Here is a 25,134-nt window from a genome sequence, read left to right as displayed (position 1 = left end):
GAGGAAGCCATGCGGAGTTCGATATTCGTTTTGATGTCATGTCTGGCCGGCAGCGCGCTGGCCGACTGCGCGTCAGAAGCCGATATTCAGGGGTTTGTATCGGACTATCTGTCCAATACTCCGACATCCGCCCTGATCGCCGATGGCGACATGAACGACGCGCTGTGTACACAAGCCCTGATTATCCAAGCGTTAGAGCCGCATATGGGGCCGGTGATCGGTTACAAAGCTGGTCTGACAAGCAAACCGGCACAGGAAAGGTTTGGTGCAAGTGAACCGGTTCAAGGCGTGCTGTTTCGGGACATGATGCGCAAGGACGGAGCAGAAATCCCCTCGGATTGGGGTGCCCGACCTGTTTTCGAAGCCGACCTGATACTGGTGGTGGGTGACGCGGCAATCAATCAGGCAACCACGCCCGAAGAGGTGATGGCAAGTATCACGGCCATCAGGCCATTCATCGAGCTTCCCGATCTGATCCTGGCCGAGGATGAGCCGATAACGCCGGTAACGTTAACCGCAATCGGTGTCGCGCCAAAGCTGGGTGTCATTGGGCAGGAAATTCCGGTCACCGACCCGCCCGCGATGACCGCTGCACTAGCCGACATGCAGGTAACACTGCGTGCAGCCGATGGTGAGGTTCTGGCACAGGCACCGGGACGTGCGGTTCTGGGGCACCCGGCAAACGCAGTATTGTGGCTGTTGTCCAAGGGCGTCGAATTCAAACCCGGTGATCTCGTCTCGGTCGGGTCATTCGGGCCGCTGTTCCCGCCGGGCAAGGGCAAAGGCGGAGCGTCAGTTACCTATTCCGGTCTGCCCGGTGATCCGACTGTAACTGTCACCTTTGAGTGATCCACTTGTTTAGCGCCGCCCTTCTCGCAGCCACCCGGCCACAAGGAAACCACTGGCCAACAACAAGACCAGCCAGGGCGGCAGCAATCCGGCCTGGGTGATATCGCGCGTTTCATAAGCCCCGCGCGGTGTCAGACCGATCCAGCCGCGACCCGCAGCGGGCCTGCCTTCGCGCACGTTGCGTATCACCGGCACGCCGTCCTCCAGCCGGATCACGCCACCGCGCATTCCGGCCAGTACTGGTTTCAGAATGTCGCCGGTCGCAATCGTATTCTCGAACTCTTTCGGAGAGGCGGGTCCAAGACCGATCACCGCTTCGCGTTCGCTATCGCTCAGGCGATAAAGCCCAATTTCGGGGCCGTAGTATTGGGCTTCGAACCGACCGGGTGAAACCTCGGCAAGCTCAACTTCAGTTGTTTCGCCGTTTGGCCGGGTCACGGTAACGGCGCTGGCTTCGTCGCTCAGGGTCTGGCGGATGATCCGTATGGACTGACCGTTTGCCTCGGCCCACAGCGCCTCTTCCTCCAGTTCCGGTTCTTTCATCATCCAATGTGCCAGACGGCGCAAAAGCTCAAGCTGCGGCCCGCCGCCCTCGAAACCGCGGCTCCACAACCATGCGTGATCCGAGGCCAGCATCGCCACGCGCCCGTCACCCACCCGGTCCAGAACCAGCAAAGGTCGTTCATCCACTCCGGTCATCAACACCTCGCCCGAACGGTGGTTGACATCGATCTGGCGCAGCCACGCCCCCCACTCGTCCGGGTTGCCCAGATCAGCTGTAACGGGATGGCGCTGACCCAGTTCCGTTACCTCGGGGACAAATCGTTCTTCAATCACCCGCGCCGTCGGCTGCGCTGGCAAAATCGGCGCCAGTGGCGAGCGGAAGATACTGTCGGCAGTGGCAAAATCGGGTCCGGAATTGATCAGGACCGCACCGCCGTCATTGATGTAGTTCGTGACATTGTCCAGATAAATCGCCGGCAGAATGCCACGCCGCTTGTAGCGGTCGAAAATGATCAGATCAAAATCGTCGATCTTTTCCAGAAACAGCTCGCGCGTTGGAAAGGCGATCAGGGACAGTTCGTCCACCGGCACGCCGTCCTGTTTTTCGGGCGGGCGAAGAATGGTGAAATGCACCAGATCCACTGAACTGTCCGACTTCAGCAGATTCCGCCAGGTTCGACCGCCGGGATGCGGCTCGCCCGAGACAAGCAGAACCCGCAACCGGTCCCGCACGCCATTCATCTGTACCAATGCTGAATTGTTGCGGTCGGTCAGCTCGCCATCGGCAACCGGCACCGAGAACTGGATCACATTGCGACCGCCATGCGGCAGCGCGACCGGCAGCTCCACATCCTGTCCGATGGGTATGGTGAAGCGTTCCGGTTCACCGCCATCCACGGAAATCTCCAGCGGCGCGGTGACTGCGTTGGCCGGTGCGGCACCGCTGTCCTCGACCCGCAGGGTCAGGGTTACCGGCTCGTCGATGATTGCAAAGGCCGGTGCGTTGCGGACGATCAACCTGCGGTCCCAGTCTTCGGACCGCCCGGTGAGCAGCAGGTGCATCGGCGCGGGCAGGTTCGGGGCCAGATCGACGTCATGCACCAGCCCGTCGGATACGACAATGACACCGGCGACGCGCGCGCGCGGTTCTTCGGCAAGCGCTTCGGTCAGGACGGACATGATTCTGGTGCCTTCATCCCCTTCGTCATCACCAACTCTGATACGGCGCAATTCGGTGTTATCGCGTGCCTCGATGACACCGGCCAGCTCTTCGGCGGCTATCGCAGTCTGCGCCGCCCGATCCGACAAAGTCTGACTGGAACTTTCGTCTTCGATCATCAGCACGATGTCGGTCAGCGCCGCACGATCCTCGACCTGATAAACAGGTCCGGCCAGCGCAGCGATCACGACCACTGCCGCCAGACCGCGCAGCGCCCAACCGGACAGTCCGCGCCATAGTGCCAGCACAATCCCTGCAACAGCGATCGTCGCTACGATGAAAAGCAGCGGCCAAGCAACCAGCGGATCAAAGATGACGGTTCCGGTCATTGTCCCAACCTGTCCAGCAGGGCGGGCACGTGGACCTGATCGGATTTGTAATTCCCCGTCAGCACATGCATCACCAGATTGACTCCAAAGCGGTGGGCCAGCTCACGCTGCCGCTCACCGGCATAGCCGCGCCCGACTGGCAATAGCGACTGACCGTTCCTGTCCACGGCCCACGCCCCGGCCCAGTCGTTGCCGCCGATCACTACCGGCGTAACGCCGTCGTTCAGATTGCGAAACGGCATCCCTTCGATCTGTTCGGCGTCAAGTGGCGCCGCTTCGACCCAGACCTCGTTACCGGCGTGACGTCCCGGAAAGTCCTGCAACAGGTAAAAGGCGCGGGTCAGAACGTGGTCACTGGGGACAGGTTCCAGCGGTGGAATGTCCAGCGACGCGGCTAGAGACTGCAGCTTGCGACCATTCGGGCTGGCCACGCCATAGCTGGCAATATCTGCGTCCCGCGTATCAAACAGAATCATCCCGCCGGAACGCAGATAGGTGTTCAGCCTTGCATAGGCCTCATCGGACGGTTGCGGCTGATCCGGCGTCACGGGCCAGTAAAGCAGAGGAAAGAACGCAAGTTCATCCCGCTCAAGATCAATACCGACCGGATCCGCTGGCTCAACGGACGTGCGGTAGAACAGCGTGTCCGACAACCCCTTCAGCCCCGCCAAGGCCACGTCATCCACCTGACGGTTGCCGGTCAGAACGTGGGCCAGGACCAGTTCCTGCGTTGACCGGATTGCGAAATCAGCGTCCGCCGCATTCTGTGCCTGCGCATGCGGCGCCATCAATGCCGCGCCCAGCACCATTGCCGCCGCCCGCACGGCACCCAATCGTCCCGACAGGACAAGCGAAGCCAGAATGTCCACAAACAGCAATATCAGTGCAATGCTTAGTAAAATGCCTCCCACCGGAACCTCGCGGTTTGTTTCCTGCCCCTTCACCGGCACGTCAGACGGCCAGGATGCCGCTAGCAGAGCGTCCCGGCCCTGCATGACGTTGACGGCCAACTTCTGACCTTCGTTTTCGTAAATTCCGGGGCGCAGACCTGGGCCGATGTTACCCTCAACCAGTGTGGATCCGTCCACACCGGCCAGATTACCTGCGTCGGACAACCCACCAAACCCATCCATGATCTGAGAGGGCACCCAAACGGTTCCCTGCAACTGTGCCTTTTGCTGCTCTTTGGCAGCCGAAGCCACGGCAAGACGGTCCAACATTTCGACGAATAGCCCTGACAACGGCAGGCTCGACCATTCAGCATCCGCCGTAACGTGGAACAGAACAACCTGCCCCAACCCCAGAGACTTGCGCGTCACCAGCGGCGTTCCATCGCTGAGCGAGGCAATCGCCCGATCCGCAAGGTTGGGATCAGGTTGCGCCATGACCTGCGTACTGACCGTCACATCGTCGGGAATGTTCAGCCCAAAGAACGGAGAATGCTCGGGGAAGGGCGCCAGACCCTTTGCCTCACCCCAGCTCATAGCGCCGCCAACCGATCTGCCTCCGCCCCGCAGGCGGACGGGAAGTAGAATATTCTCTTCCGAACGGCCCAGATCACTTGCCGCCATGCGAGGACCTGCGAAACGCAGCAACAGACCGCCCTTTTCAACCCATTTGGCAAGCTCGGATTCCTCGAATTCGGACAGAATGACAACGTCAGCCAGCGCAATGACATCCGGGTTCGCGGGCAGAACCTCGGCCAGCGATCCGTCAACGAAATCTGCCGTGGGTACGGCAACCTGCTTCAGGTAGTGCAGGGGTGAGAGCAGCTCCAGCCCCTCGCGGTTGCGGCTGCTTCCGATCAAGGCGATTTCCCGGCGTCTGAGGCTGTCATCGGTCAGTGCAACCGCCCCGGCCGAGCGCTGGTTCTGTATCTCAAAGCGCGAAACCCGCGCGCGCAATTCGGATGGCAAAGCCAGCGCCACCTGAGACGTCGCCTCACCTGCAGCGAACTCAGCCTCGGCAAAGTCCAGCGTCCGCATGGTACCGGCAGGGTCCGGCCCCAGCGCAAGCAGAGTGAGAGTATCGGCAGATTCGGCCCCGGAACGCAAAACGGTCAGTTGCACGGCCCCGTCCTCGAACCCGGCGGGCAATAGCGCGACCACCGGGTCGGGTGACTGAAACACCGTCACGTTTCCACGAGGCTGCAGTTCCGACAGAATTCTGTCCTGACCGGCATAGTCCAGCGCGTCACTGAACCAATGCGTATCGAACCCGCCCTCGATGCCTTTGATAATGTCCGCCGCCTGTGCGATCTGCGCCTCACCCGGTTGCCATGGTGCGGGAACCAGCCCCGGCAAACGGCTTCGCCAGGCTTCTGCGGACTGAAAAACCGCAGCCTCGGGTTCGCTTAACCGCAGGATCGCCACGGGGCGTTCGGCGCGTCCCGCCTCGGTCAGTTGCGCGTCAATCTGATTGATCGTCGAATACCAATCCGGCGCTCCGGCCCAGCTTGCATCAAGCACCAGCAAAAGCGGGCCGGAACCCACCTGATCCCGCGAAGGATTCAGTACCGGACCGGCAAGGCCGATGATGATCGCCGCAACCGCCAGCATCCGAAGCAGCAGCAGCCACCACGGGGTCCTGTCAGACACGCTCTCATCATCTTTTAGGCCCAAAAGCAGGGTGACAGCCGGGAACAGCCTGCGAATAGGCGCCGGAGGCACTGCGCGCAGAATCAGCCAGAGAACGGGCAAGGCGAGCAGCCCCAGCAAAATCCACGGGGCGGAAAACCCGATGCCCGCCAGCACCGTCATCGCGCGCCCCCATCTAGCGCGCGGTAAAGCCACAACAACGCCGCCTGCGCGCTTTCGCCTGTGTGGTGAAGCCCCAACTGCCAGCCAGTTGCGCGGCACAATTGCATCAGGGCATCTTTTCGGCTGGCCAGACGTTCCAGATAACGATCCTGCAAATCACCGGCCTTCAGCGTCTCATGCCGCAGCGAACCGCCGACGCTTTCGAAAATGGTTCGTCCTCTGTAGGGAAAGGTTTCCTCTTCGGGGTCGAGGACCTGCAGCAGAACCCCTTTGACACCCCTGTCAGCGGCTTTGGTCAACGCCAGCTCAACTTCCTGAATATCCCCCAGAAAATCCGAAACAAAAACGGCACGCGCATGGGGAATCATCGCGCGATGCTCGGGCGGGGAATAATCCGCACTTGCATCTTCGGACCAGGCTTCGGCAAGTCGGATGACCTGCGCATTGCCGCGCCGGGGTGGCAGAGTGGTTCCGGTTAGCCCAACCCGTTCGCCGCCACGAACCAACAAGATGGCTGTGGCAAGGCCCAGCAGGCGCGCTCGATCCGCCTTGGTCGGCAAGGTCTTTGCCGACGAAAACCGCATAGAGGCCCCCTGATCGACCCACAGCATTACGGATTGTGCGATCTGCCATTCGCGCTCACGCACATACTGCTGATCCCCACGCGCCGAGCGGCGATGGTCGATCATCCGCTTGCTGTCACCGATCTGTGCCGGGCGGTATTGCCAGAAATCATCGCCCAGCCCGGCACGGCGGCGGCCATGATCACCCAACAAGACCGTTCCGGCCAGATGTTCGGCCCGCGCCAAAAGGGGCGGCAGCCGTGACGCCTCGGCCTCGGATCTTTCGCGAAGGGTCAGCGCGGCATTCACGCCGCAGCCTCGTTCCGGACAAACCCGGCAGCAGTGGTTTCGATGAGGTCGGCCAGACTGTCGCCGCGTGCCCGGGCGGCGAAGTTCAGGGCCATCCTGTGGCTAAGTACCGGCCGTGCCATATCCAGAACATCCTCGGCATTCGGGGCCAGACGCCCCTGCAGCATCGCCCGTGCGCGCACCGTCATCATCAGCGCCTGCGCCGCGCGGGGTCCTGGACCCCATGCGACCGTTTCCGCAACACGCTCGGACACGCCGGCCTCTTCCGGGCGGAAGGCGCGCACCAGATCCAGAATGAGTTCAACCACCGATTCACCCACCGGCATCCGACGCAGCAGAACCTGAGCGGCCAGCAGTTCTTGTTTGGTGAAAATCTGATTGGCCTGTTCTTCCTCGACACCGGTCGTGGCGATCAGGATATCCCTCTCGGTCTGCCGGTCCGGGTAATCCACGTCAATCTGCACCAGAAAGCGGTCAAGCTGCGCCTCGGGCAGGGGATATGTTCCTTCCTGCTCGATCGGGTTCTGGGTGGCCAGAACGTGAAACGGCACCCCGAGCGAGCGATCCTCGCCCGCGACCGTAACCGTGCGTTCCTGCATCGCCTGCAGCAATGCCGACTGCGTTCGCGGGCTGGCGCGGTTGATTTCATCCGCCATCAGTAGCTCACAAAAGATCGGGCCGGGGATAAAGCGGAAATGACGGCTGCCATCCTCAGCCGTATCCAGAACCTCGGACCCCAGAATATCGGCAGGCATCAGGTCAGGCGTGAACTGGATGCGATTGCCGTGAAGCCCCATTACCGTCGACAGCGTTTCGACCAGCCGAGTCTTGCCAAGACCGGGTAATCCGATCAACAGGGCGTGCCCGCCACACAGCAGCGCGGTCAGGGTCAGATCAACGACCCGCTCCTGCCCGATAAACCTGCTGGTAATCGAAGTTTTGGCCTGTTGCAGCTTTTCTTCCAGCGCTTCGATCTCGGCAACGAGGTCGGCGGGTTCGGTCATGACTTTCCCTTCCGTGCACATGTATGATTGAAGTGTATCGCGTTGAGAGGAAATGGCAAAAGCAATGAGCGGACAAAATCCTGTGACACCATCGCCCGACGGTCTTGTGACCTCGGTAAAAGCCGCCAAATCCAAGGGTTTGCCGCCCGTTCACCTGTGGAATCCTCCGTTTTGTGGCGATCTGGACATGCGGATCGCCAAAGATGGCACTTGGTACTATATGGGGTCGCCCATCAACCGGTTCGAACTGGTTCGGCTGTTTTCATCCATTCTTAAGAAAGAAAACGGCAAGTACTTTCTTGTTACGCCGGTTGAAAAGGTGGGAATCACTGTCGAAGACGCGCCCTTTGTCGCCGTCGATTTCGACATTTCCAGCGAGGGTCCGGCTCAAATCATTACTTTCACAACACATGTCGGTGACACGGCCATTGCAGGGCCGGAACACCCCATTCGAATTGTCATCGATACCGAAACAGCAGAGCCGTCTCCCTACGTATTGATCCGCAGTGACCTGGAAGCGCGCATCGACAGAAAGAGTTTCTATCGTCTGGTGGAAATCGGCACACATCACGAAGGCTGGTTTGGTGTCTGGTCGTCAGAACGATTTTTCCCGTTCATGCCATCGGATGAACTCGACGCTATCTAGGCGGTTTGCTCAGGCCTTCTGTCCTGCGCCAGCACAACACCCAGGGCGACAATTCCCGCGCCCAGCGCGCGGGTCCAGCTCCACTCATCCCCCAGCATGACCATGATCACCATCACATAGAATGGCGCGATGTTCATATGAAAGGATGCGACCGCCACGCCGAGTTTCCCGATGGATGAGATGAACAGCATCTGACTGAGGCCCACAGCAACCAGAGCATAGATCGCCAGCATCCCTGCCTGATGTAGGTCAAAGGACTTGGCCGGGCGAATGGTCATTCCTATTTTCCCCGCACCAAACAGCAACAGCCCTGCAACCACCAAACCACCAAGCATCGTGATCGTCGTCCGGCCCATCTGGCTGAGGTCGGGGAAGTCCCGGGCTGTAGCGAGGCTGGACCAGCAAAAGCAGCAGGTCGACAATACTGCGCAAACCGCCCCCAGACCCAGCTGGGCAGGGGCAATGGCGCTGGTCGCGATCAAACCGCCAACGACCGAAGCCAGCAATCCAAAGGCAAAATTCCGTGTCATCCGGCGGGTACCCGACACCTGCTCAAGAATGGTTGCTATCAGTGGCGCGCATGAGAGTATGATCGCCACGGTAACCGGGTCGGTCAGTTTCTGCGCCAGCAGCAGCAGAACGGTGCCTACACCCATTCCGACGCCACCAACCAGAACCGCGTGCCGCCACCGGGCGTTCAGTATGCGAGCCGGGCCATCAATCAGGAACCAGATCGGAAACATGACACAAGCAGCCAGGGCAAGTCGGGCCACGTTCAGCGCCAGGGGCGGCCAGCTTTGCAATAGAACTTCGACCGCCGGAAACCCCACGGCCCAAGTCAGCATCGAAGCAACCGCCAACGCGTTGCCGGATCTGACAGCGGGCCGCCCGTAAGACGCAGAAATAGCGCCCCCGCCGACGGGTTCCGGGCTCATGGCCATAGGTGCTTTTCCTCAAGTAGTTGCAGCGACACGGAAATGATTCGCCACATGTTGCCAGCGTCGCGTGTTTCAGGGTGTTGATCTGGCCGGTTTTCGACAACCTGTCGTTTTCAGTCCCTTTCGCAGCAATCCCCGGCTGTTTATTGTCCACGCAGCCACAGAAAGTTCGCAGATGCCCCGCTTTGCCGCCAATATTTCCCTGCTGTTTCAGGAGTTGCCATATCAGGACCGATTTCAGGCGTCGGCAGATGCGGGTTTTGAAGCGGTAGAGATTCTGTTTCCCTATGACGTTGTTGCCAAGGAAACGCACCGCGCCCTGATAGCCAGCGGGCTGGATCTGGTACTGATCAACGCGCCGCCTCCGAACTATGCAGGTGGCACACCAGGCTATGCGGCGGTTCCGGGTGGCGAGGAGCGGTTTCAATCCGATATCCGGCGGGTGTTGCGCTATGCCAAGGTTCTGCGCCCGGATTTGATTCACCTGATGTCAGGTTATCAAACCGGGCAGGATGCGCGGGACACTTTTGTGCAAAACCTGCAATGGGCTGCGGATACGGCTCCGCAGCAACGGTTCACCATCGAACCGCTCAACCCGATATCTCAGCCCGACTACTTCCTGAACGATTATGAACTGGCGGCAGAGGTTCTGGATCAGGTGAATCGCCCGAATGTCGGCCTGCAATACGACAGTTTTCATGCCCGGATGATCCACGGAGACGCCCATGCCATCTGGGAACGCTTTTGCGCCCGGGTCTTTCATGTCCAGATTGGTTCAGCACCTCACCGATCCGAACCCGGACAGGACCCGACAGACTTTCCCGCCCTCTTTGAAGCCATCGACGCCAGCGGCTACTCCGGATGGATCAGCGCGGAATACTCCCCATCGACACCCCAAACAGCCGAGTCGCTGGAATGGATGCGATGGTGACCGATTGGCACTGGATTTCACATCTTGAATATTGCATATGACGCCTAACACGCTAAGGAAGACCTGAATGATCCCCGCCCGCTTTGCTCCTGCCCTGTTCGGATTCATCATGTCCGGGATGATGTCCTGCATTGTGACCGGTATCGCAACGCTCAAGGCCATCGGGTTCGGGCCAAGCACACTTGGCGACTGGATGGCGTCGTGGGCGTTCTGCTGGCCCATCGCCTTTACCGTCATCCTTATCGCAAGCCCGGTGGTCCGCCGTCTGGTTGCGCGACTGGTCAGGCCCGAGGCCTGACCCGCCGCAAAGAGGGCCCACCGGGCCTGATGAGCGGCGCGCCCGTCAATGGGCCTCGGCCCAGTTGGCACCCCGCCCTGCATCGACAACAAGCTTCACATCCAGTTTTACAGCCGGATCAGCAGCGCCTTCCATGACATCCCGCGCAATTTCTATGGTCTGATCCACAGCCTCTTCGGCAACCTCAAACAACAGTTCGTCATGCACCTGCAGCAGCATCTTGGCAGGCTGACCGTTGATCGCATCCGGCATTCGTACCATTGCGCGCCGGATCACATCCGCCGCAGTGCCCTGAATCGGCGCGTTGATTGCGGCCCTGCGCGCAAACCCGGCATGGGGCCCCTTGGCATTGATCTCTGGCGTGTGGATTTTCCGCCCGAACAGGGTCTGCACATAACCGTGCTCTTTCGCAAAGGCGATGGTGTCGTCCATGTAACGCCGAATACCCGGGAACCGTTCGAAATAGCGGTCGATGAACCCCTGCGCCTCGGCCCGCGGAATACGCAGGTTGCGTGCCAGACCAAAACCCGAGATTCCGTAGATCACACCAAAATTGATCGCCTTGGCCTGACGGCGAATATCCGGCGTCATTTCGTCCAGCGGCACATCAAACATCTCGGACGCGGTCATCGCGTGAATGTCCAACCCATCGGAAAACGCCTGTTTCAGGGCTGGAATATCGGCGATATGGGCCAGGATTCGCAGCTCGATCTGGCTGTAATCGAGGCTGAGCATCACATTACCCGGCTCGGCAATAAACGCCTCGCGAATGCGCCGTCCTTCTTCGGTGCGCACCGGAATATTTTGCAGGTTCGGGTCGGTCGAGGCCAGACGCCCCGTGTTGGCGCCGGTGATCGAATAAGACGTATGCACCCGGCCCGTATCCGGATTGATATGCGTCTGAAGCGCATCCGTATAAGTCGATTTCAGCTTGGACAACTGCCGCCAGTCCAGCACCCGACGTGGCAGTTCATGCTCGGTCGCCAGGTCCTCAAGAATATCCGCCCCTGTCGAATACTTGCCGGTCTTGCCCTTCTTGCCGCCTTCCAGACCCATCTTGTCGAATAGGATTTCACCCAGCTGCGCGGGCGAGCCAACATTGAAGTTCTCACCGGCCAGTTCGTGAATATCAGCCTCTAACCCGGCCATTTTTTGCGCGAATGCGTTGGACATACGGCTTAGCACATCGCGGTCAACCTTGATGCCGTGCATCTCCATCTCGGCCAGCACCGGTACCAGCGGACGTTCGAGCGTCTCATAAACAGTCGTCACCTGAACCTGATGCAGCTGCGGTTTGAACAGCTTCCACAGCCGTAGGGTGATATCCGCGTCCTCGGCGGCATAGGCCGTCGCCTCATCAATCGGCACTTTATCAAAGGTGATCGCAGATTTGCCGGATCCCAGCAGCGGTTTGATCGGGATAGGTGTATGGCTCAGATAGCGCTCGGACAGGGTATCCATGCCATGCCCGTGCTCACCCCCGTGCATCGCATAAGACATCAGCATCGTGTCGTCGATGGGCGCGACATTCACCCCGTACCGCGCAAAGATCTTGGCATCGTACTTCATGTTCTGCCCGATCTTCAGGATCGACGGGTCTTCGAACATTGGTTTCAGCAGTGCCAAAGCCTCATCCAGAGGCATCTGCCCCTCGGCCAGCGCATCCGAACCGAACAGGTCCTCAGTTGCACTCTGACGATGAATCAGCGGTATATAGCAGGCCTCACCCGGCTCGACACATAGTGAAATACCCACCAACTCGGCGATCATTTCGTTCAAACCGGTGGTTTCAGTGTCCACTGCGACCCAGCCACGCTCATAAGCCTGATCGATCCATTTCTGCAGCGCTGCCGCATCCCGCACGCATTCATATTTGGACGCGTCGAACGGGATCGCATCAGCCTCGGGTTCGACAACAGCGGCGGGCGCTTCTGGGATCACCGGTGACTCAACGCCGAGCTTGTCAGCCATCCGCTTGGTCAGGGTGCGGAACTCCATCTCGGCCAGAAAACTCATCAAGGTGTCTGGCTCGGGGTCTTTCACCTCAAGATCGTCCAGTGTGAAGTCCAGCGGCGTTTGCTCATCCAATTGCACAAGCTTTTTCGACAGCTCGATCTGGTCACGCTTTTCGATCAGGGTCTGGCGGCGTTTGGGCTGTTTGATTTCCTCAGCCCGGTCCAGCAGGGTTTCCAGATCGCCATATTCGTTGATCAGCAAGGCCGCCGTCTTGATCCCGATCCCCGGCGCACCCGGCACGTTATCGACGCTGTCCCCGGCCAGCGCCTGCACGTCGACAACACGTTCCGGACCCACACCGAACTTTTCGAACACGCCATCCCGGTCGATACGCTTGTTCTTCATCGCGTCCAGCATTTCCACGCCGTCACCGACCAACTGCATCAGGTCCTTGTCAGAGCTGACGATGGTCACACGGCCGCCTGCATCCCGCGCCTGAACCGCCAACGTTGCGATGATGTCATCGGCCTCATACCCTTCCAGCTCTTTGCAGGCGATGTTAAAGGCTTTGGTCGCCTCGCGGGTCAGCGGCATCTGCGGGCGCAAGTCTTCAGGCATCGCCTCGCGATTGGCTTTGTACTGATCGTAAAGATCGTTGCGGAACGTGTGCGAACCCTTGTCAAAGATCACCGCCACATGCGTCGGCGCGTCCGGCCCGGCGTTGTCCTCGACATATTTCTGCAGCATGTTGCAAAAGCCAGACACGGCCCCGATCGGCAACCCGTCCGACTTTCGCGTCAAAGGCGGCAAGGCGTGATAAGCGCGAAAGATAAAGGCCGAACCGTCGATCAGATGCAGATGGCATCCTTTTCCGAAATTCTGCGACATGAAAACCTCACTCCGTTTGCGCCTGCACAGTTGTGCCATGACGCGCCCGCGCCTGCCAGCCGCCATTTATAAGCAGCCGGTTTCTTCTTCTCGTTCAAAATACGGAAATTCCGACGGCACCTGGCTTGCGGGGCCTTCCGGCAACTATGCTAGACGTCCGCCTGGCGTCCCGCCAGAACGTATTTGCAGTCACAATACGGACACTCGACCCAGCCTTCGTCCTCGGGGATCTGCAACCAGACACGCGGATGACCCAGTGCACCTTCTCCGCCGTCACAGGCAATGCGGCTGTTTTCGACGATCCTGGTTTCCGGCGCTTCGATAGTCATCGCTGGCGATCCTTCCTGAGTTGTCGGCCCGGCGGGCGTGTATTAGATGCGTTTATGAGCGATGAGCAAACCGGGGGCAAGGGCAACAAATGACCGATGCGGCGATCAGGATCAATGGGCTGAACAAGACCTATCGCGGTAGCAAGGGTCAACCTGAAAAACACGCGCTCAAAGGGATCGATCTGACCGTGCCGCGCGGGTCTGTTTTTGGACTATTGGGGCCGAACGGCGCAGGTAAATCGACACTCATCAACATTCTGGCGGGGCTGGTTGTCAAAACATCGGGCAATGTGGCGATCTGGGGATTTGATCAGGATCGGAACCCACGCCGGTCGCGGGCCGCTATTGGTGTGATGCCGCAGGAGCTGAACCTTGATCCGTTCTTCACACCCCGCGGCGCGTTGGAGGTTCAGGCCGGGCTGTACGGCGTTCCGAAATCCGCGCGGCGCAGTGATGAAATACTTGAACTGGTGGGTCTCAGCGACAAGGCCGATGCCTATGCCCGCACCCTGTCCGGTGGAATGCGACGGCGGTTGCTGCTGGCCAAGGCGCTGGTACATCATCCGAAAGTTCTGGTTCTGGACGAACCCACCGCTGGCGTCGATATCGAACTGCGCCAGATGCTCTGGACTAACGTCCGCAAGCTGAACGAGCAGGGCATGACCATCATCCTGACCACCCACTATCTGGAAGAAGCGCAGGAGATGTGCGACGAAATCGCCATCATCAATCAGGGTGAAAAGATCGCCCAGGACAGCACCGCCAACCTGCTGAGCCGCATGGATAGCCGGACCATGGTAATAATCCCAGACAGCCCCGTCTCGGACCTGCCCGTGGCTGAGGGTGTCGAGGCCACGCTGAACGAAGATGACAATCTGATCCTGCGGTATCGTAGCGCGCAGACCAGCGCCGAGCAGGTTCTGGAATCCGTCCGTCAGGCGGGCATCCGCATCCGCGATGTCCGCACCGAAGAAGCGGATCTGGAGGACATTTTTCTGGCCCTTACCTCGACACAGGCGGACACCCCGGCAGACGATCAGGATCAGCCGCGCCGGGGCATGCACAGGGTCAGGCTTTAGGCCCGGTCTATTCTCGCCTGATAGCAATTGTTCCGGGATGAACGGACGTGAATATAGCTCACGTCAGCACGAGCAAAGATGTCGCTGACCTTTGCTTCAATCCGATCGATGGGCGTGATCGCACCAGTGCCGTAGACGATCCGATCATCCGGTCCGTATCCCTTGATCAGATAATCCGGGGATGAGGTCAGAATCTCGGGCAATGCTTCGCCCTCATACCGCTCACACGGCGCGGCGCACAGAAAGATCGGACCGGTTTCGGCGTACGGATGTGTCTCTAAAAAGGGCCGATGCGCCAATATCAGCATCTCGTCGCCCTCGGGAATGTTCTGCAGACAATGGCGGCAAGGGTTGCCCGCCCCTTTTGAGACAGCACGTTCCGGCGTAGCGCCATAGGCATCCGGGCCACCGGCCTGAAGGGCGCGCACATCTTCGGTGGATAAGGCAGTGATCTTGAACATCTCGGGTCTCCTGTTTTGCCCTGAACATGCCCGCCACCCCACATTCAGGCGACCCGATTCATGCGCAATGGCGTAAAGGACTCGAAAAAGAACAAAACGTGAATATAATATGGAATCGCCATGTATGCCGAACTGTCGATCACGTCGAATTTCACCTTCCTCACCGGGGCTTCGCACCCCGAGGAATATATGGAGCGTGCCGTTACCCTGGGCCTCCCCGCTATTGCGATTGCCGATGACAACTCGGTCGCCGGAATCGTCCGCGCCCATACCCAAGGGCGCGAGATTGCCCGCAAGGTCCGCGAGCGGCTGGAGTGGGAGGCGCAGAATACCACCATCGGCCCACCCTGCCCCGATCACATCCCGAAACCACCCTCGTACCCGGTCCACGCGGTGCCCCGCCTGATCCCGGCAGCGCGGCTGATTTTCACCGACGCGCCCACCGTCACCGCCCTGCCCCTGAACCGGCAGGGCTGGGCCAACCTGTGCCGCATCCTGTCCACGGGCCGCCTGCGCGCCGAGAAAGGCGATTGCATCCTGCACCTGACGGACCTTCTGGAGTTTTCCGACGGTCTCCACCTGCTGCTCTGGCCACAGGCGGCCCGGTCTCCGGGCGGCGCGGTCGCATGGCGGACACAGGCGCAACAACTGACGCGCCGCTTTGCCGGGCGGATGCATCTGTTGATGCACCCCCGGTATGATGGCGCCGATACCACATATTTCCCTTTGTTAGAGACTGAATCAAAACAACTGAACATCCCCACCCTCGCCAGCGCGACGCCGCTGATGCATCACGGCGCCCGCCGCAAGCTGGGTGATGTGCTGACCGCCATCCGCCTGCGCCGCAAGGTGGATGAACTGGGCCGCGAGGCGCTGGCCAATGGTGAACAGCGCCTGCGGTCCGAGGGTGAGATGCTGCGCATCTTCAAAGGTCACGAAGGTGCCGTTGCCCGCGCCCATGCGCTCAGCGAGGAACTCACCTTCTCGCTTGATGAGCTGCGCTATGAATATCCCAGCGAGGGCAGCGAACAGGAAACCCCGACCCAGCGCCTGCAGCGTCTGGCCCATGAAGGGTTGAAATGGCGCTATCCGGCGGGCGCATCGGAGAAGGCAAAAAAGATGCTGGCGCATGAACTCGCCCTGATCGGCAAGCTGAAATATGAACCCTATTTTCTGACCGTCCGTGACATCGTCCATTTCGCCCGCTCGCGCGGTATCCTGTGTCAGGGGCGCGGGTCGGCAGCCAATTCGGTGGTCTGCTTCTGCCTCGGCATCACCGAAGTCAGCCCCGAGATGGGCACCATGGTCTTCGAACGCTTTGTCTCCGAGGCGCGCGATGAGCCACCCGATATCGATGTCGACTTCGAACATGAACGCCGCGAAGAGGTAATCCAGCACATCTACGACCGCTATGGGCGGGAACGCGCGGGCCTCTGCGCGACGGTCGTGCATTACCGCGGCAAGCGTGCCATCCGCGAGGTCGGCCGCGCCATGGGCCTGACCGAAGACACCATCTCGGCGCTGTCCTCCCAACTCTGGGGCTTTTTCTCGGCTGCCGGGCTTGAGGCCGAACGGATGCGCGAAATTGGCCTCGATCCCGAAGATCGCCGCCTGAAACAGACTCTGACACTGGTCTATGAGATCGATGGCTTCCCCCGCCACCTGTCTCAGCATGTGGGCGGTTTCATCATCACCGAAGGGCGGTTGGACGAGCTGGTTCCCATCGAAAACGCCACCATGGAGGGTCGCACAGTCATTTGCTGGGACAAGGACGACATCGACTCGCTTGGCATCCTCAAGGTCGATGTCCTCAGCCTCGGGATGCTGACCTGTATCCGCAAGGCGTTCGATCTGATCGGCCAGCACCACCAGACCCAATATACGCTAGCCACCCTGCCGCCCGAGGACCCGCAGGTTTATGACATGCTGTGCAAGGCCGACAGTATTGGCGTGTTTCAGGTGGAATCGCGTGCGCAGATGAATTTCCTGCCCCGCATGAGGCCGCGCAAATTCTACGATCTGGTGATTGAGGTCGCCATCATCCGCCCCGGCCCCATTCAGGGAGACATGGTGCACCCTTATATCCGGCGACGGAATGGCGAAGAACCGGTTGTTTTCCCGTCCGACGCCTTAGGCGAGGTGCTGGGCAAAACCATGGGTGTGCCGCTGTTCCAGGAACAGGCGATGCAGATCGCCATTGTCGGCGCGGGCTTTACCGCCGAACAGGCCGATCGGCTGCGCCGCTCGTTGGCGACCTTCAAAAAGCACGGCAATGTCAGCGAGTTCCGCGCCCTGTTCCTACGCGGCATGAAGCGCAACGGCTATGACAACGATTTTGCCGAACGCTGTTTTTCGCAGATCGAAGGCTTCGGGTCTTATGGTTTCCCCGAAAGTCACGCCGCCAGCTTTGCGCTGCTGGTCTATGCCTCGGCCTGGATCAAATGCCACCATCCGGGCATCTTCGCCTGCGCGCTGCTGAATTCACAGCCGATGGGGTTCTATGCCCCGGCCCAGATCGTGCGCGATGCGCGCGAGCACGGGGTGCAAATCCGTCCGGTCTGCATCAACGCCAGCTATTGGGACAACGTGATGGAGCCTGACGGGCGCGGCGGTCTGGCCCTGCGTCTGGGATTCCGGCAGATCAAGGGCCTGCGCGAAGAGGATGCCGAGTGGCTGACCGCCGCACGGGGCAATGGGTATATGCAGGTCGACGATATCTGGCGCCGCGCCGGTCTTGGTCCGGCAGTGATTGAGCGTTTGGCCGAGGCGGATGCCTTTGCCACCTGCGGCCTGACCCGGCGCGAGGCATTGTGGCAGGCCAAGGCGATTGCCACAGCCAAGCCCCTGCCACTTTTTGCGCAGGATCTGGAAGGCGAAGCGCTGGACGAGCCTGCGGCCTACCTGCCGCAGATGTCTCTGGGCGAGCAGGTGGTCGAGGATTATGTTGCCACGCGCCTCAGCCTCAAGGCGCATCCGGTGGCATTGCTCAGGCATCTGCTGACGCCGGATGCCGCATAACCGGCAGCTTGAGCTTCAGGTCGCGATAAGCCCGAATACCAAACCGATTCCAGACGTTCTGGCAATTTTGGCAAGTGGTTGCGCTAAAGGCGGTTCACCCCCGGGCGGGCAAGGGGTAGAAGTCTGCTCAGAGCAGTTTCCGGAGTAAGAATATGACCGCCCCCAAGCCCGTTGTCCTGTGCATTCTCGATGGCTGGGGATTGTCGGATGCGACCAAAGCCAATGCACCATTATTGGCAAATACACCGACCTTTGACGCCATCATGGCAAACGGCCCACATGCACGGCTGATCACGCATGGGCCGGATGTGGGCCTGCCGACCGGGCAAATGGGAAATTCCGAGGTCGGCCACACCAATATCGGCGCGGGTCGCGTGGTTGCGATGGATCTGGGTCAAATCGATCTGGCGATCGAGGACGGATCGTTTTTCGACAACAACATGCTTGTGGACTTTATCGACAGGGTCAAAGCATCGGGCGGCACCGCTCATCTGATGGGGCTGGTCTCAGACGGGGGTGTACACGGCCATATCGATCACATCGTCGCTGCAGCAAGGGCCATCACGCAGGCCGGAATACCCGTTGCGCTACATGCAATCACAGACGGGCGGGACGTGGCGCCGAAATCTGCCTACAGCTATTTTGCTGAACTTGAGGAACGCCTGCCGGAAGGTGCCCGCGTCGTTTCCGTCATTGGACGGTACTTCGCCATGGATCGGGACAACCGATGGGAACGTGTGGGCGAAGCCTATGACGCGATGGTCAAGGGTGAGGGCCGCAAGGTCAGCACAGCGCACTCGGCCGTGGACCACGCCTACAACCAGTCGGAAACCGATGAATTCATCGCCCCGACCGTTCTGGCCGGCTACGATGGTATGAAGGACGGTGACGGCCTGTTCTGCCTGAACTTTCGCGCTGACCGCGCCCGCGAGATTCTGCGTGCCATTGGGGAGCCGGATTTTTCGGAATTTGACACCGGTCCGCGCCCAAAGCTGGCAGCGCTGCTTGGGATGGTGGAATATTCAGCCGGGCACAATGCCTATATGACAACCGTCTTTCCAAAGCGCGAGATCGTCAACACGCTGGGTGCCTGGGTCGCGAAACAGGGTCGACGCCAGTTCCGGCTTGCCGAGACCGAAAAATACCCGCACGTGACGTTCTTTCTGAACGGCGGCAAGGAAGAGCCCGAGGAAGGCGAAGACCGGTATATGCCGAAATCGCCCAAGGTGGCGACCTATGACCTGCAACCGGAAATGTCGGCGGCGCAGGTGACCGAGAAATTCGTCGAAGCGATCGAGGCCGGATATGACCTGATCGTAACCAACTATGCCAATCCCGATATGGTTGGACATACGGGTGATCTGAATGCGGCGATCAAGGCCTGTGAAACCGTTGATCAGGGTCTTACACAGGTGGTTTCTGCATTGAAGGCAGCGGGCGGGGCCATGATCGTCACCGCCGATCACGGCAATTGCGAGATGATGATCGACCCCGAAACCGGTGGTCCGCACACCGCGCATACGCTGAATCCGGTACCGGTCGCATTGGTTGGCGGCCCCGAAGGTGCAAGCCTGCGGGATGGGCGGTTGTCCGATCTGGCGCCTACCATTCTGGACCTCATGGACCTGCCTCAGCCACCGGAAATGACCGGTCAGAGCCTGTTGGGATGAAGCTGCGCGCGACTTTTGCTGCAGTGCTTTTGTGGTTGGCGCCTGCCGCCGCCAAGGCCGATGTCACGCAGGCCGCACTGGATGCGGCGCAAATGCTCGAGGAGGCCTCGGTTTCCCTGACCGAGGCCGAAGGCGCCCGGGACCGGGTGCGCGCGCTGACTGCAACCGTTCAGGCCTATGAGGCCGGATTGGCCGCGATGCGCGAAGGGTTGCGCAAGGCGGCAACGCGCGAGGCTGAGCTGACTGCGGAATTGAGGGCCCGGGAAACAGACATCTCGCAGTTGCTGGGCGTTCTGCAAACCATCGAAACCACCGCGCCGCCGGTTCTGATGCTGCATCCGTCAGGCCCACTGGGCGCGGCGCGTACCGGCATGATGCTGGCCGAGGTCACGCCGGGTCTCAATGCGCGAACGCAGGCGCTTGCCGATGATCTGCAAGAGGTCCAGACGCTGCGACAGCTTCAGCAAAGTGCGGCGAATACACTGACCGAGGGGCTGACTGGCGTACAGACGGCACGATCAGAACTGAGCAAGGCCATCGCCGACCGGACGGATTTGCCGCAACGGTTTGTGGAAGACCCGGTTCGCACGGCTATTCTGATCTCGTCCACCGAAACTCTGGACGGCTTTGCCAGCGGTCTGTCCGAAATTTCCGGCACTGATATCGCCGAAACCAACGCCGATATCTCCAGTCTAAAAGGGCAGATCGACCTGCCTGTTCAGGGCGTTCTGCTGCATCGTTTTGGCGGCACCGATGCGGCCGGCGTGACCCGCCCTGGGCTGGTGCTGGGTGTTCGGCCCCGTGCGCTGGTGGTATCGCCAACCGCCGCCACCATACGCTATCGCGGTCCGCTGCTGGATCTTGGCAATGTCGTCATTCTTGAACCACAGCCCGATCTGCTGTTCATTTTTTCCGGGCTGAGCGAGGTCTTTGGCGAGCCGGGACAGGTTATCCCAAAAGGCAGCCCTGTGGGCCTGATGGCGGGTGAGACTCCGGAAATCGGCGCAATTCTGTCAACAAGCGGTGATGGCACTGGAACAAACCGGTCAGAAACGCTCTATATAGAGGTGAGAGAGGGCAACAGCCCTGCGGACCCGGAAACTTGGTTCCGAACGGACAAGGATGGATAGACGAGCATGAAGAAATTTGTGATGGCCGGTCTGGCCGGAACCGTGGCGGGCATAATCGCCACCACTCAGATTGCCGGTCCTTTGCTGGCGCAAGAAGCGGAAAGCAAGGCTACCGTGTATGAGCAGCTGGATCTGTTCGGCGACATCTTCGAACGCATCCGCGCGCAATACGTGGAAGAGGTCGAGTCGGATGAACTGATCGAAGCTGCGATTGACGGCATGCTGACATCACTTGATCCGCACTCAAGCTATCTGTCGCCGGATGACGCGGAACAGATGCGTGTGCAGACACGCGGCGAGTTCGGCGGGCTGGGCATAGAGGTCACTCAGGAAGACGGCTTTGTAAAGGTCGTCTCACCCATTGACGACACACCCGCAGACGAGGCGGGTATCGAAGCCGGAGATTTCATTACCCACGTGGATGGCGAGAGCATTCTGGGTCTCACACTAGACAAGGCGGTTGACCTGATGCGCGGGCCGGTTGGGTCGGAAATCATCATCACCGTGGTTCGTGAAGGCGAACAGGACCCGTTCGACGTAACTATCATCCGTGACACGATCAAACTGACGGCCGTCCGGGCGCGTACGGAAGGCACCAGCGTGGTACTGCGCGTGACCACCTTCAACGATCAGACCTATCCGAACCTCAAGGAGGGTCTGGAAAAGCAGATCGAAGAGGCCGGTGGCATCGACAAGGTAAACGGCGTCGTTCTTGACCTGCGCAACAATCCGGGCGGTTTGCTGACTCAGGCGATCAAGGTCTCCGACGCGTTTCTTGATGAGGGCGAGATCGTGTCGACCCGTGGCCGCAACCCCGAAGACGGCGAGCGGTTCAATGCAACCGATGGTGATCTGGCCAACGGCAAACCAATTGTCGTTTTGATCAATGGCGGGTCTGCCTCGGCTTCGGAAATTGTTGCAGGTGCGTTGCAGGACCATCACCGGGCCATCGTTGTCGGCACCAAAAGCTTTGGCAAAGGGTCCGTTCAGACGGTTATGCCCCTGCGCGGAGACGGTGCCATGCGTCTGACCACGTCGCGGTATTACACGCCGTCGGGACGCTCGATTCAGGCGCTTGGCGTCAGCCCCGACATCGTTGTCGAACAGCCGCGCCGTCAGCCTGAAACCGAGGAAGAGGAAGAAGCAAACGCCCGCAGCCGTTCCGAGGCGGACCTGCGTGGCCGTCTGAACAACGACAGCCTGAGCGAAGATGAAATTCGGCAGATTGAGGAAGATCGCGCCAAAGCCGAAGCCACTGCAGAACTGCGTGAGCAGGATTATCAGTTGGCCTATGCGATTGATATCCTCAAGGGATTGTCGGCCTTCAACCCCGCGGCCCCGGCCCGCTCGCAATAAAATGAAGTGGGGCCGTCTATCTGGCGGCCCCTTCTACGCCTCGACTTTGTGAAGCTTTTCTTCGTCAAGCATCAACGCAAAGATCACTCCGATTCCAACTGAAATCGTCGCAAACACAAAGGCCATATTCATGCCGCTGTCGAAGGCGGCGTTGATGGCGCTGCGGATTTTTTCGGTTTCCTGCGGTCCAAGCTTCTCCAGAACCGCCTGCGCCGATTTTGTCGCCAGAGTTCCACCATTGATCGCCCGTTGTTCGGCATCAGAGAGATTGATGTTTTCGGCAGCAAGTTCATCGCGCAGGCTTATCAGGCTGACCATATACATGATTGCCGTTGCCACAGCGACCGCGATCGCGCCGTAGACAAGGTGAACCATAAAGCTCAGCCCGCCCACCAGCCCGGCGCGTTCAGGCTTGACCGCGCAGACCGCGGCGGTTCCCGAAGGCCCGACTGTCAGCGTTGCGCCAAGCCCGATCAAAGCCATGCCGGGCAGTATCTGGAAATACCCCAGCGAACTGGGCATCAGAACCACGCTCAGAGAACCGACGGTCGCTATGATATACCCCCAGAACAACAACCGTTTTGGACCGAAGTCGTTGTAAAGCGTGCCGGAAAGAATGGATCCGACCGCCAGCAGCAAGGTCAGGGGCGCCAGCCCAAGGGCCGACTCAAAGGTCGACCAACCCAACGATTTCTGCATGTATTGCGGGAAATACAATAGCGCGATGTAGGCAGCCGGCACGTTCACGGCATTCAGCGCCAGTGTGATCCTGAACTCACGATTCTGCATCATCTGCGGCAGTATCAGCGGTTCGGCCACACGTTTCTCGACCTTTGGAAACAGGACAAACAACGCCGCGCTAACGCCGAACAGCGCCATCAGTGGCAGCGACGTCCAACCCCAGTCAGCACCGACATCCAACCCGTATAGCAGGCACAGAACTGCCAGCGACAGAACAGCCATACCCGCAAAGTCGATATGTTCGCCTTGTTTGTGGTCCTTTTCTCGCGCCATCAGCAGCCGCACGGTCACCATCGACACGACCGAGAAAATGACGTTTGCCACAAAAAACAGCCGCCAGTCGCCAAGATTGACGACCGCGCCGCTGATCATCGGGCCAAAGACATTGCCGCTGGTGACACCGGCCAGGATCAACCCCATCACCAATGCGCGGTGTTCCGGCTTTGCCACTTTGGTGGCTCCGAAAGCCAGAGTACAGGGCCAGACGCACCCTGCCCCGATACCTTGCAGGGCACGCGCGGCAATCAGAACGTTCAGACTGGGCGAAACAAGACAGATCACCGAGGCTGTCAGAAAGATCAAAAGCCCGATCATCAGAACCCTGCGGTGGCCGTACATGTCGCCAAGCCGCCCGCCCGCGACCATCGTCATCGCAAAGAACAGCGCATAGATGTTCAGGACCCACTGAGTACTGGTGATGTCCGCATCGAACGCATTTTCGATGGCAGGTATCAGCAGCAAGGCACCCGTGAAATCGATCCCGATCCCAAAAGCGGTCACCATCAAGGCGATGACCTTGGTGATGCTACTGCGGTCCATTTGGTCACTCTTGAATATAGGTTTGTTCTATTGGTGCCTTATCGAGCGCAAAAAAGATAGGAAAATCAGGAACGTTTCGCGGAAATGCAATCAGTTGCCGCGTGACTAGTCGTCGCTTTCCCGGCAATGCCGCCGGAATGCACGTTTCAGCATGTCCAGTTCAGCGCGCAGCAATTCAACCTCGGCCCTCAGATCATGTTCCACCACAGAACCCGCGATCAGAGTGAAATCGCCAAGTTTGACGTCTGCGCCCTGATCATGGATGACAACCGTATGTACCCCGTCAGCCACGGCGGCAAGCGGAACGGGAATGCGCAGCAACCATCCATTTTCCAGTTCCGAAAGCTCGATGCCTTCCACATCCTGATCCAGATAGCACACCCTGAGATCCGGCTTGTCCTGCCCGCTCAGGTGGCCTTCCCATATTCCGTTTTCAAAACGAACAGCGCTCAGATTTGGTTGTGTCATTCCAGAAAACCCTACAATTCGGCCCGAAAGTGGCGGCACAAGGTCAAATCGCGAACAACCAGCCGGTTCATTTCGGGTGACTGGAATATCAGGTCCAGCCAGACCTTGCTGATCCGGTTTTCGTTCAGATTTGCGTAAGCCAGATCAAACTCGATCGACACCTCCGGAGAGTCTGTCGAAAAGTGGTGTCCGATCTGTTCCGTATTTGGGCCATGCTGAATATTCAGTCGAGCAATGACCTCAACCGGGCGCTCAGCTTCGATCGATGCATCCAGCCGCATCAGATGCGACTTTGTCATACCAGATGTCGATTCCGGCGGAAGTTCGGCAGACAGGGACAGAAAAGAACCGTCAAAGCCGAACACCTCGAGACTCAGACCAAAAGGGGCAAGATCGCCCGCCTGCCGGTTGCGTATCTGGCGAAAGGTGATCTCGGAGGTGGCGCAATCGTGAAACAGCTTCACCTGATCGTCCAGAGGCGTCTTTCGAGACACAGCGGATTGCCCGAACCGCTGCAAGGGCCCGCGCCAAAGGTCAGGCCGCCAGGACCAGTCCGTTCTTTGCGGCCGGAAAAAGCGGGTTGATCCGACGTCCGGGCAATTCAAACGCTCGTCGGCCGTCAGGATCAACTGGTCAAGCTGTTGACGCAGCCCGCGAGCCTGATCGCGCAATTTCCGCAAGTCCCGCCAATCAGCCGACTTCGCCGTCTGCGCGGCTTCGCGCCATCGCCGCTCGGTCGCGCGGTGAAAAAGCCGATCCAGATATTTACCCATGTGCCTTCCGCTGCGTTTCGCACCTCTTTAACGAATGAGGGTCTGCGAGATAAAGACAGGAACGGGAAAAAGCTTAAAAAAGTGCACAACACCTGCG

General features: G+C 59.6%; 20 protein-coding genes. 9 read left to right on the top strand and 11 right to left on the bottom strand.

Annotated features, from left to right (window positions below):
- Positions 1–9: 9 nt before the first annotated feature.
- On the top strand, positions 10–849 hold the full coding sequence (locus ACR0D6_RS09310) for a 2-keto-4-pentenoate hydratase (protein ID WP_480765307.1): 840 nt from the start codon (positions 10–12) through the stop codon (positions 847–849).
- A gap of 9 nt (positions 850–858) precedes the next feature.
- Here the strand turns inward: ACR0D6_RS09310 and ACR0D6_RS09305 are convergent, their stop codons facing one another.
- From ACR0D6_RS09305 to ACR0D6_RS09290, 4 genes are read right to left on the bottom strand one after another with little or no spacing between them, the layout of a single operon-like run.
- Positions 859–2,901, bottom strand: a complete 2,043-nt coding sequence (locus tag ACR0D6_RS09305) for a hypothetical protein (protein WP_480765306.1) — start codon at positions 2,899–2,901, stop codon at positions 859–861.
- Positions 2,898–5,660 carry a DUF4159 domain-containing protein gene (locus ACR0D6_RS09300; RefSeq protein WP_480765305.1) on the bottom strand — a complete coding sequence of 921 codons (2,763 nt, stop codon included), beginning with the start codon at positions 5,658–5,660 and terminating at the stop codon, positions 2,898–2,900. The genes ACR0D6_RS09305 and ACR0D6_RS09300 overlap by 4 nt, the downstream gene beginning before the upstream one ends.
- A complete protein-coding gene (locus tag ACR0D6_RS09295; protein ID WP_170653564.1) occupies positions 5,657–6,532 on the bottom strand; it encodes a DUF58 domain-containing protein in 876 nt (291 codons plus the stop codon). The genes ACR0D6_RS09300 and ACR0D6_RS09295 overlap by 4 nt, the downstream gene beginning before the upstream one ends.
- Positions 6,529–7,536: an AAA family ATPase gene (locus ACR0D6_RS09290; RefSeq protein WP_480450886.1), complete on the bottom strand. Its 1,008-nt coding sequence runs from the start codon at positions 7,534–7,536 to the stop codon at positions 6,529–6,531. The genes ACR0D6_RS09295 and ACR0D6_RS09290 overlap by 4 nt, the downstream gene beginning before the upstream one ends.
- Positions 7,537–7,600: 64 nt before the next feature.
- On the opposite strand from ACR0D6_RS09290, the gene ACR0D6_RS09285 reads away from it, so the two are divergent.
- Positions 7,601–8,182, top strand: coding sequence for a DUF1285 domain-containing protein (locus ACR0D6_RS09285; RefSeq protein WP_480765304.1), 582 nt, complete (start codon positions 7,601–7,603; stop codon positions 8,180–8,182).
- Here the strand turns inward: ACR0D6_RS09285 and ACR0D6_RS09280 are convergent.
- Entirely contained in the window at positions 8,179–9,117 is a 939-nt protein-coding gene (locus ACR0D6_RS09280) for a DMT family transporter (RefSeq protein WP_480765303.1), read from the bottom strand. The two genes, ACR0D6_RS09285 and ACR0D6_RS09280, sit on opposite strands and share 4 nt — an antisense overlap.
- 178 nt (positions 9,118–9,295) lie before the next feature.
- On the opposite strand from ACR0D6_RS09280, the gene ACR0D6_RS09275 reads away from it, so the two are divergent.
- Both ACR0D6_RS09275 and ACR0D6_RS09270 read left to right on the top strand, forming a co-directional pair.
- Entirely contained in the window at positions 9,296–10,051 is a 756-nt protein-coding gene (locus ACR0D6_RS09275) for a hydroxypyruvate isomerase family protein (protein WP_480765302.1), read from the top strand.
- 67 nt (positions 10,052–10,118) lie between these two features.
- Positions 10,119–10,349, top strand: coding sequence for a DUF2798 domain-containing protein (locus ACR0D6_RS09270; protein ID WP_170653555.1), 231 nt, complete (start codon positions 10,119–10,121; stop codon positions 10,347–10,349).
- Between the two features lie 45 nt (positions 10,350–10,394).
- Here the strand turns inward: ACR0D6_RS09270 and polA are convergent, their stop codons facing one another.
- On the bottom strand, positions 10,395–13,193 hold the full coding sequence (gene polA, locus ACR0D6_RS09265) for a DNA polymerase I (protein ID WP_480765301.1): 2,799 nt from the start codon (positions 13,191–13,193) through the stop codon (positions 10,395–10,397).
- Between the two features lie 149 nt (positions 13,194–13,342).
- Positions 13,343–13,522, bottom strand: coding sequence for a zinc-finger domain-containing protein (locus tag ACR0D6_RS09260; RefSeq protein WP_480728205.1), 180 nt, complete (start codon positions 13,520–13,522; stop codon positions 13,343–13,345).
- Between the two features lie 89 nt (positions 13,523–13,611).
- On the opposite strand from ACR0D6_RS09260, the gene ACR0D6_RS09255 reads away from it, so the two are divergent.
- A complete protein-coding gene (locus ACR0D6_RS09255) occupies positions 13,612–14,601 on the top strand; it encodes an ABC transporter ATP-binding protein (protein WP_480765300.1) in 990 nt (329 codons plus the stop codon).
- Here ACR0D6_RS09255 and ACR0D6_RS09250 read toward each other — a convergent pair.
- Positions 14,598–15,062 carry a DUF1203 domain-containing protein gene (locus tag ACR0D6_RS09250; RefSeq protein ID WP_170653546.1) on the bottom strand — a complete coding sequence of 155 codons (465 nt, stop codon included), beginning with the start codon at positions 15,060–15,062 and terminating at the stop codon, positions 14,598–14,600. The two genes, ACR0D6_RS09255 and ACR0D6_RS09250, sit on opposite strands and share 4 nt — an antisense overlap.
- Positions 15,063–15,182: 120 nt before the next feature.
- On the opposite strand from ACR0D6_RS09250, the gene ACR0D6_RS09245 reads away from it, so the two are divergent.
- From ACR0D6_RS09245 to ACR0D6_RS09230, 4 genes are all read left to right on the top strand, one after another.
- Positions 15,183–18,080 carry an error-prone DNA polymerase gene (locus ACR0D6_RS09245; RefSeq protein ID WP_480765299.1) on the top strand — a complete coding sequence of 966 codons (2,898 nt, stop codon included), beginning with the start codon at positions 15,183–15,185 and terminating at the stop codon, positions 18,078–18,080.
- A gap of 152 nt (positions 18,081–18,232) precedes the next feature.
- Positions 18,233–19,750, top strand: coding sequence for a 2,3-bisphosphoglycerate-independent phosphoglycerate mutase (gene gpmI, locus ACR0D6_RS09240; protein ID WP_480765298.1), 1,518 nt, complete (start codon positions 18,233–18,235; stop codon positions 19,748–19,750).
- Entirely contained in the window at positions 19,747–20,880 is a 1,134-nt protein-coding gene (locus ACR0D6_RS09235) for a peptidase M23 (RefSeq protein ID WP_170653540.1), read from the top strand. Before gpmI ends, ACR0D6_RS09235 begins: the two co-directional genes overlap by 4 nt.
- A 6-nt stretch (positions 20,881–20,886) precedes the next feature.
- Complete coding sequence (locus ACR0D6_RS09230) at positions 20,887–22,236, top strand: S41 family peptidase (RefSeq protein WP_480765297.1); 1,350 nt, start codon at positions 20,887–20,889, stop codon at positions 22,234–22,236.
- Between the two features lie 33 nt (positions 22,237–22,269).
- On the opposite strand, the gene ACR0D6_RS09225 is transcribed toward ACR0D6_RS09230, so the two are convergent.
- The 3 genes from ACR0D6_RS09225 to ACR0D6_RS09215 all read right to left on the bottom strand — a co-directional run bounded on the left by ACR0D6_RS09225 (position 22,270) and on the right by ACR0D6_RS09215 (position 25,037).
- A complete protein-coding gene (locus ACR0D6_RS09225; protein ID WP_480765296.1) occupies positions 22,270–23,796 on the bottom strand; it encodes an MFS transporter in 1,527 nt (508 codons plus the stop codon).
- A 105-nt stretch (positions 23,797–23,901) separates the two neighbouring features.
- Entirely contained in the window at positions 23,902–24,264 is a 363-nt protein-coding gene (locus ACR0D6_RS09220) for a hypothetical protein (protein WP_480765295.1), read from the bottom strand.
- An 11-nt stretch (positions 24,265–24,275) separates the two neighbouring features.
- A complete protein-coding gene (locus ACR0D6_RS09215; RefSeq protein ID WP_480765294.1) occupies positions 24,276–25,037 on the bottom strand; it encodes a DUF6478 family protein in 762 nt (253 codons plus the stop codon).
- Positions 25,038–25,134: the final 97 nt, after the last annotated feature.

The organism is Ruegeria sp. BJ6 (genome assembly GCF_056537885.1).
The sequence above is the reverse complement of the archived record's forward strand: the minus strand, read 5'-3'. Positions and strand labels throughout refer to the sequence as shown.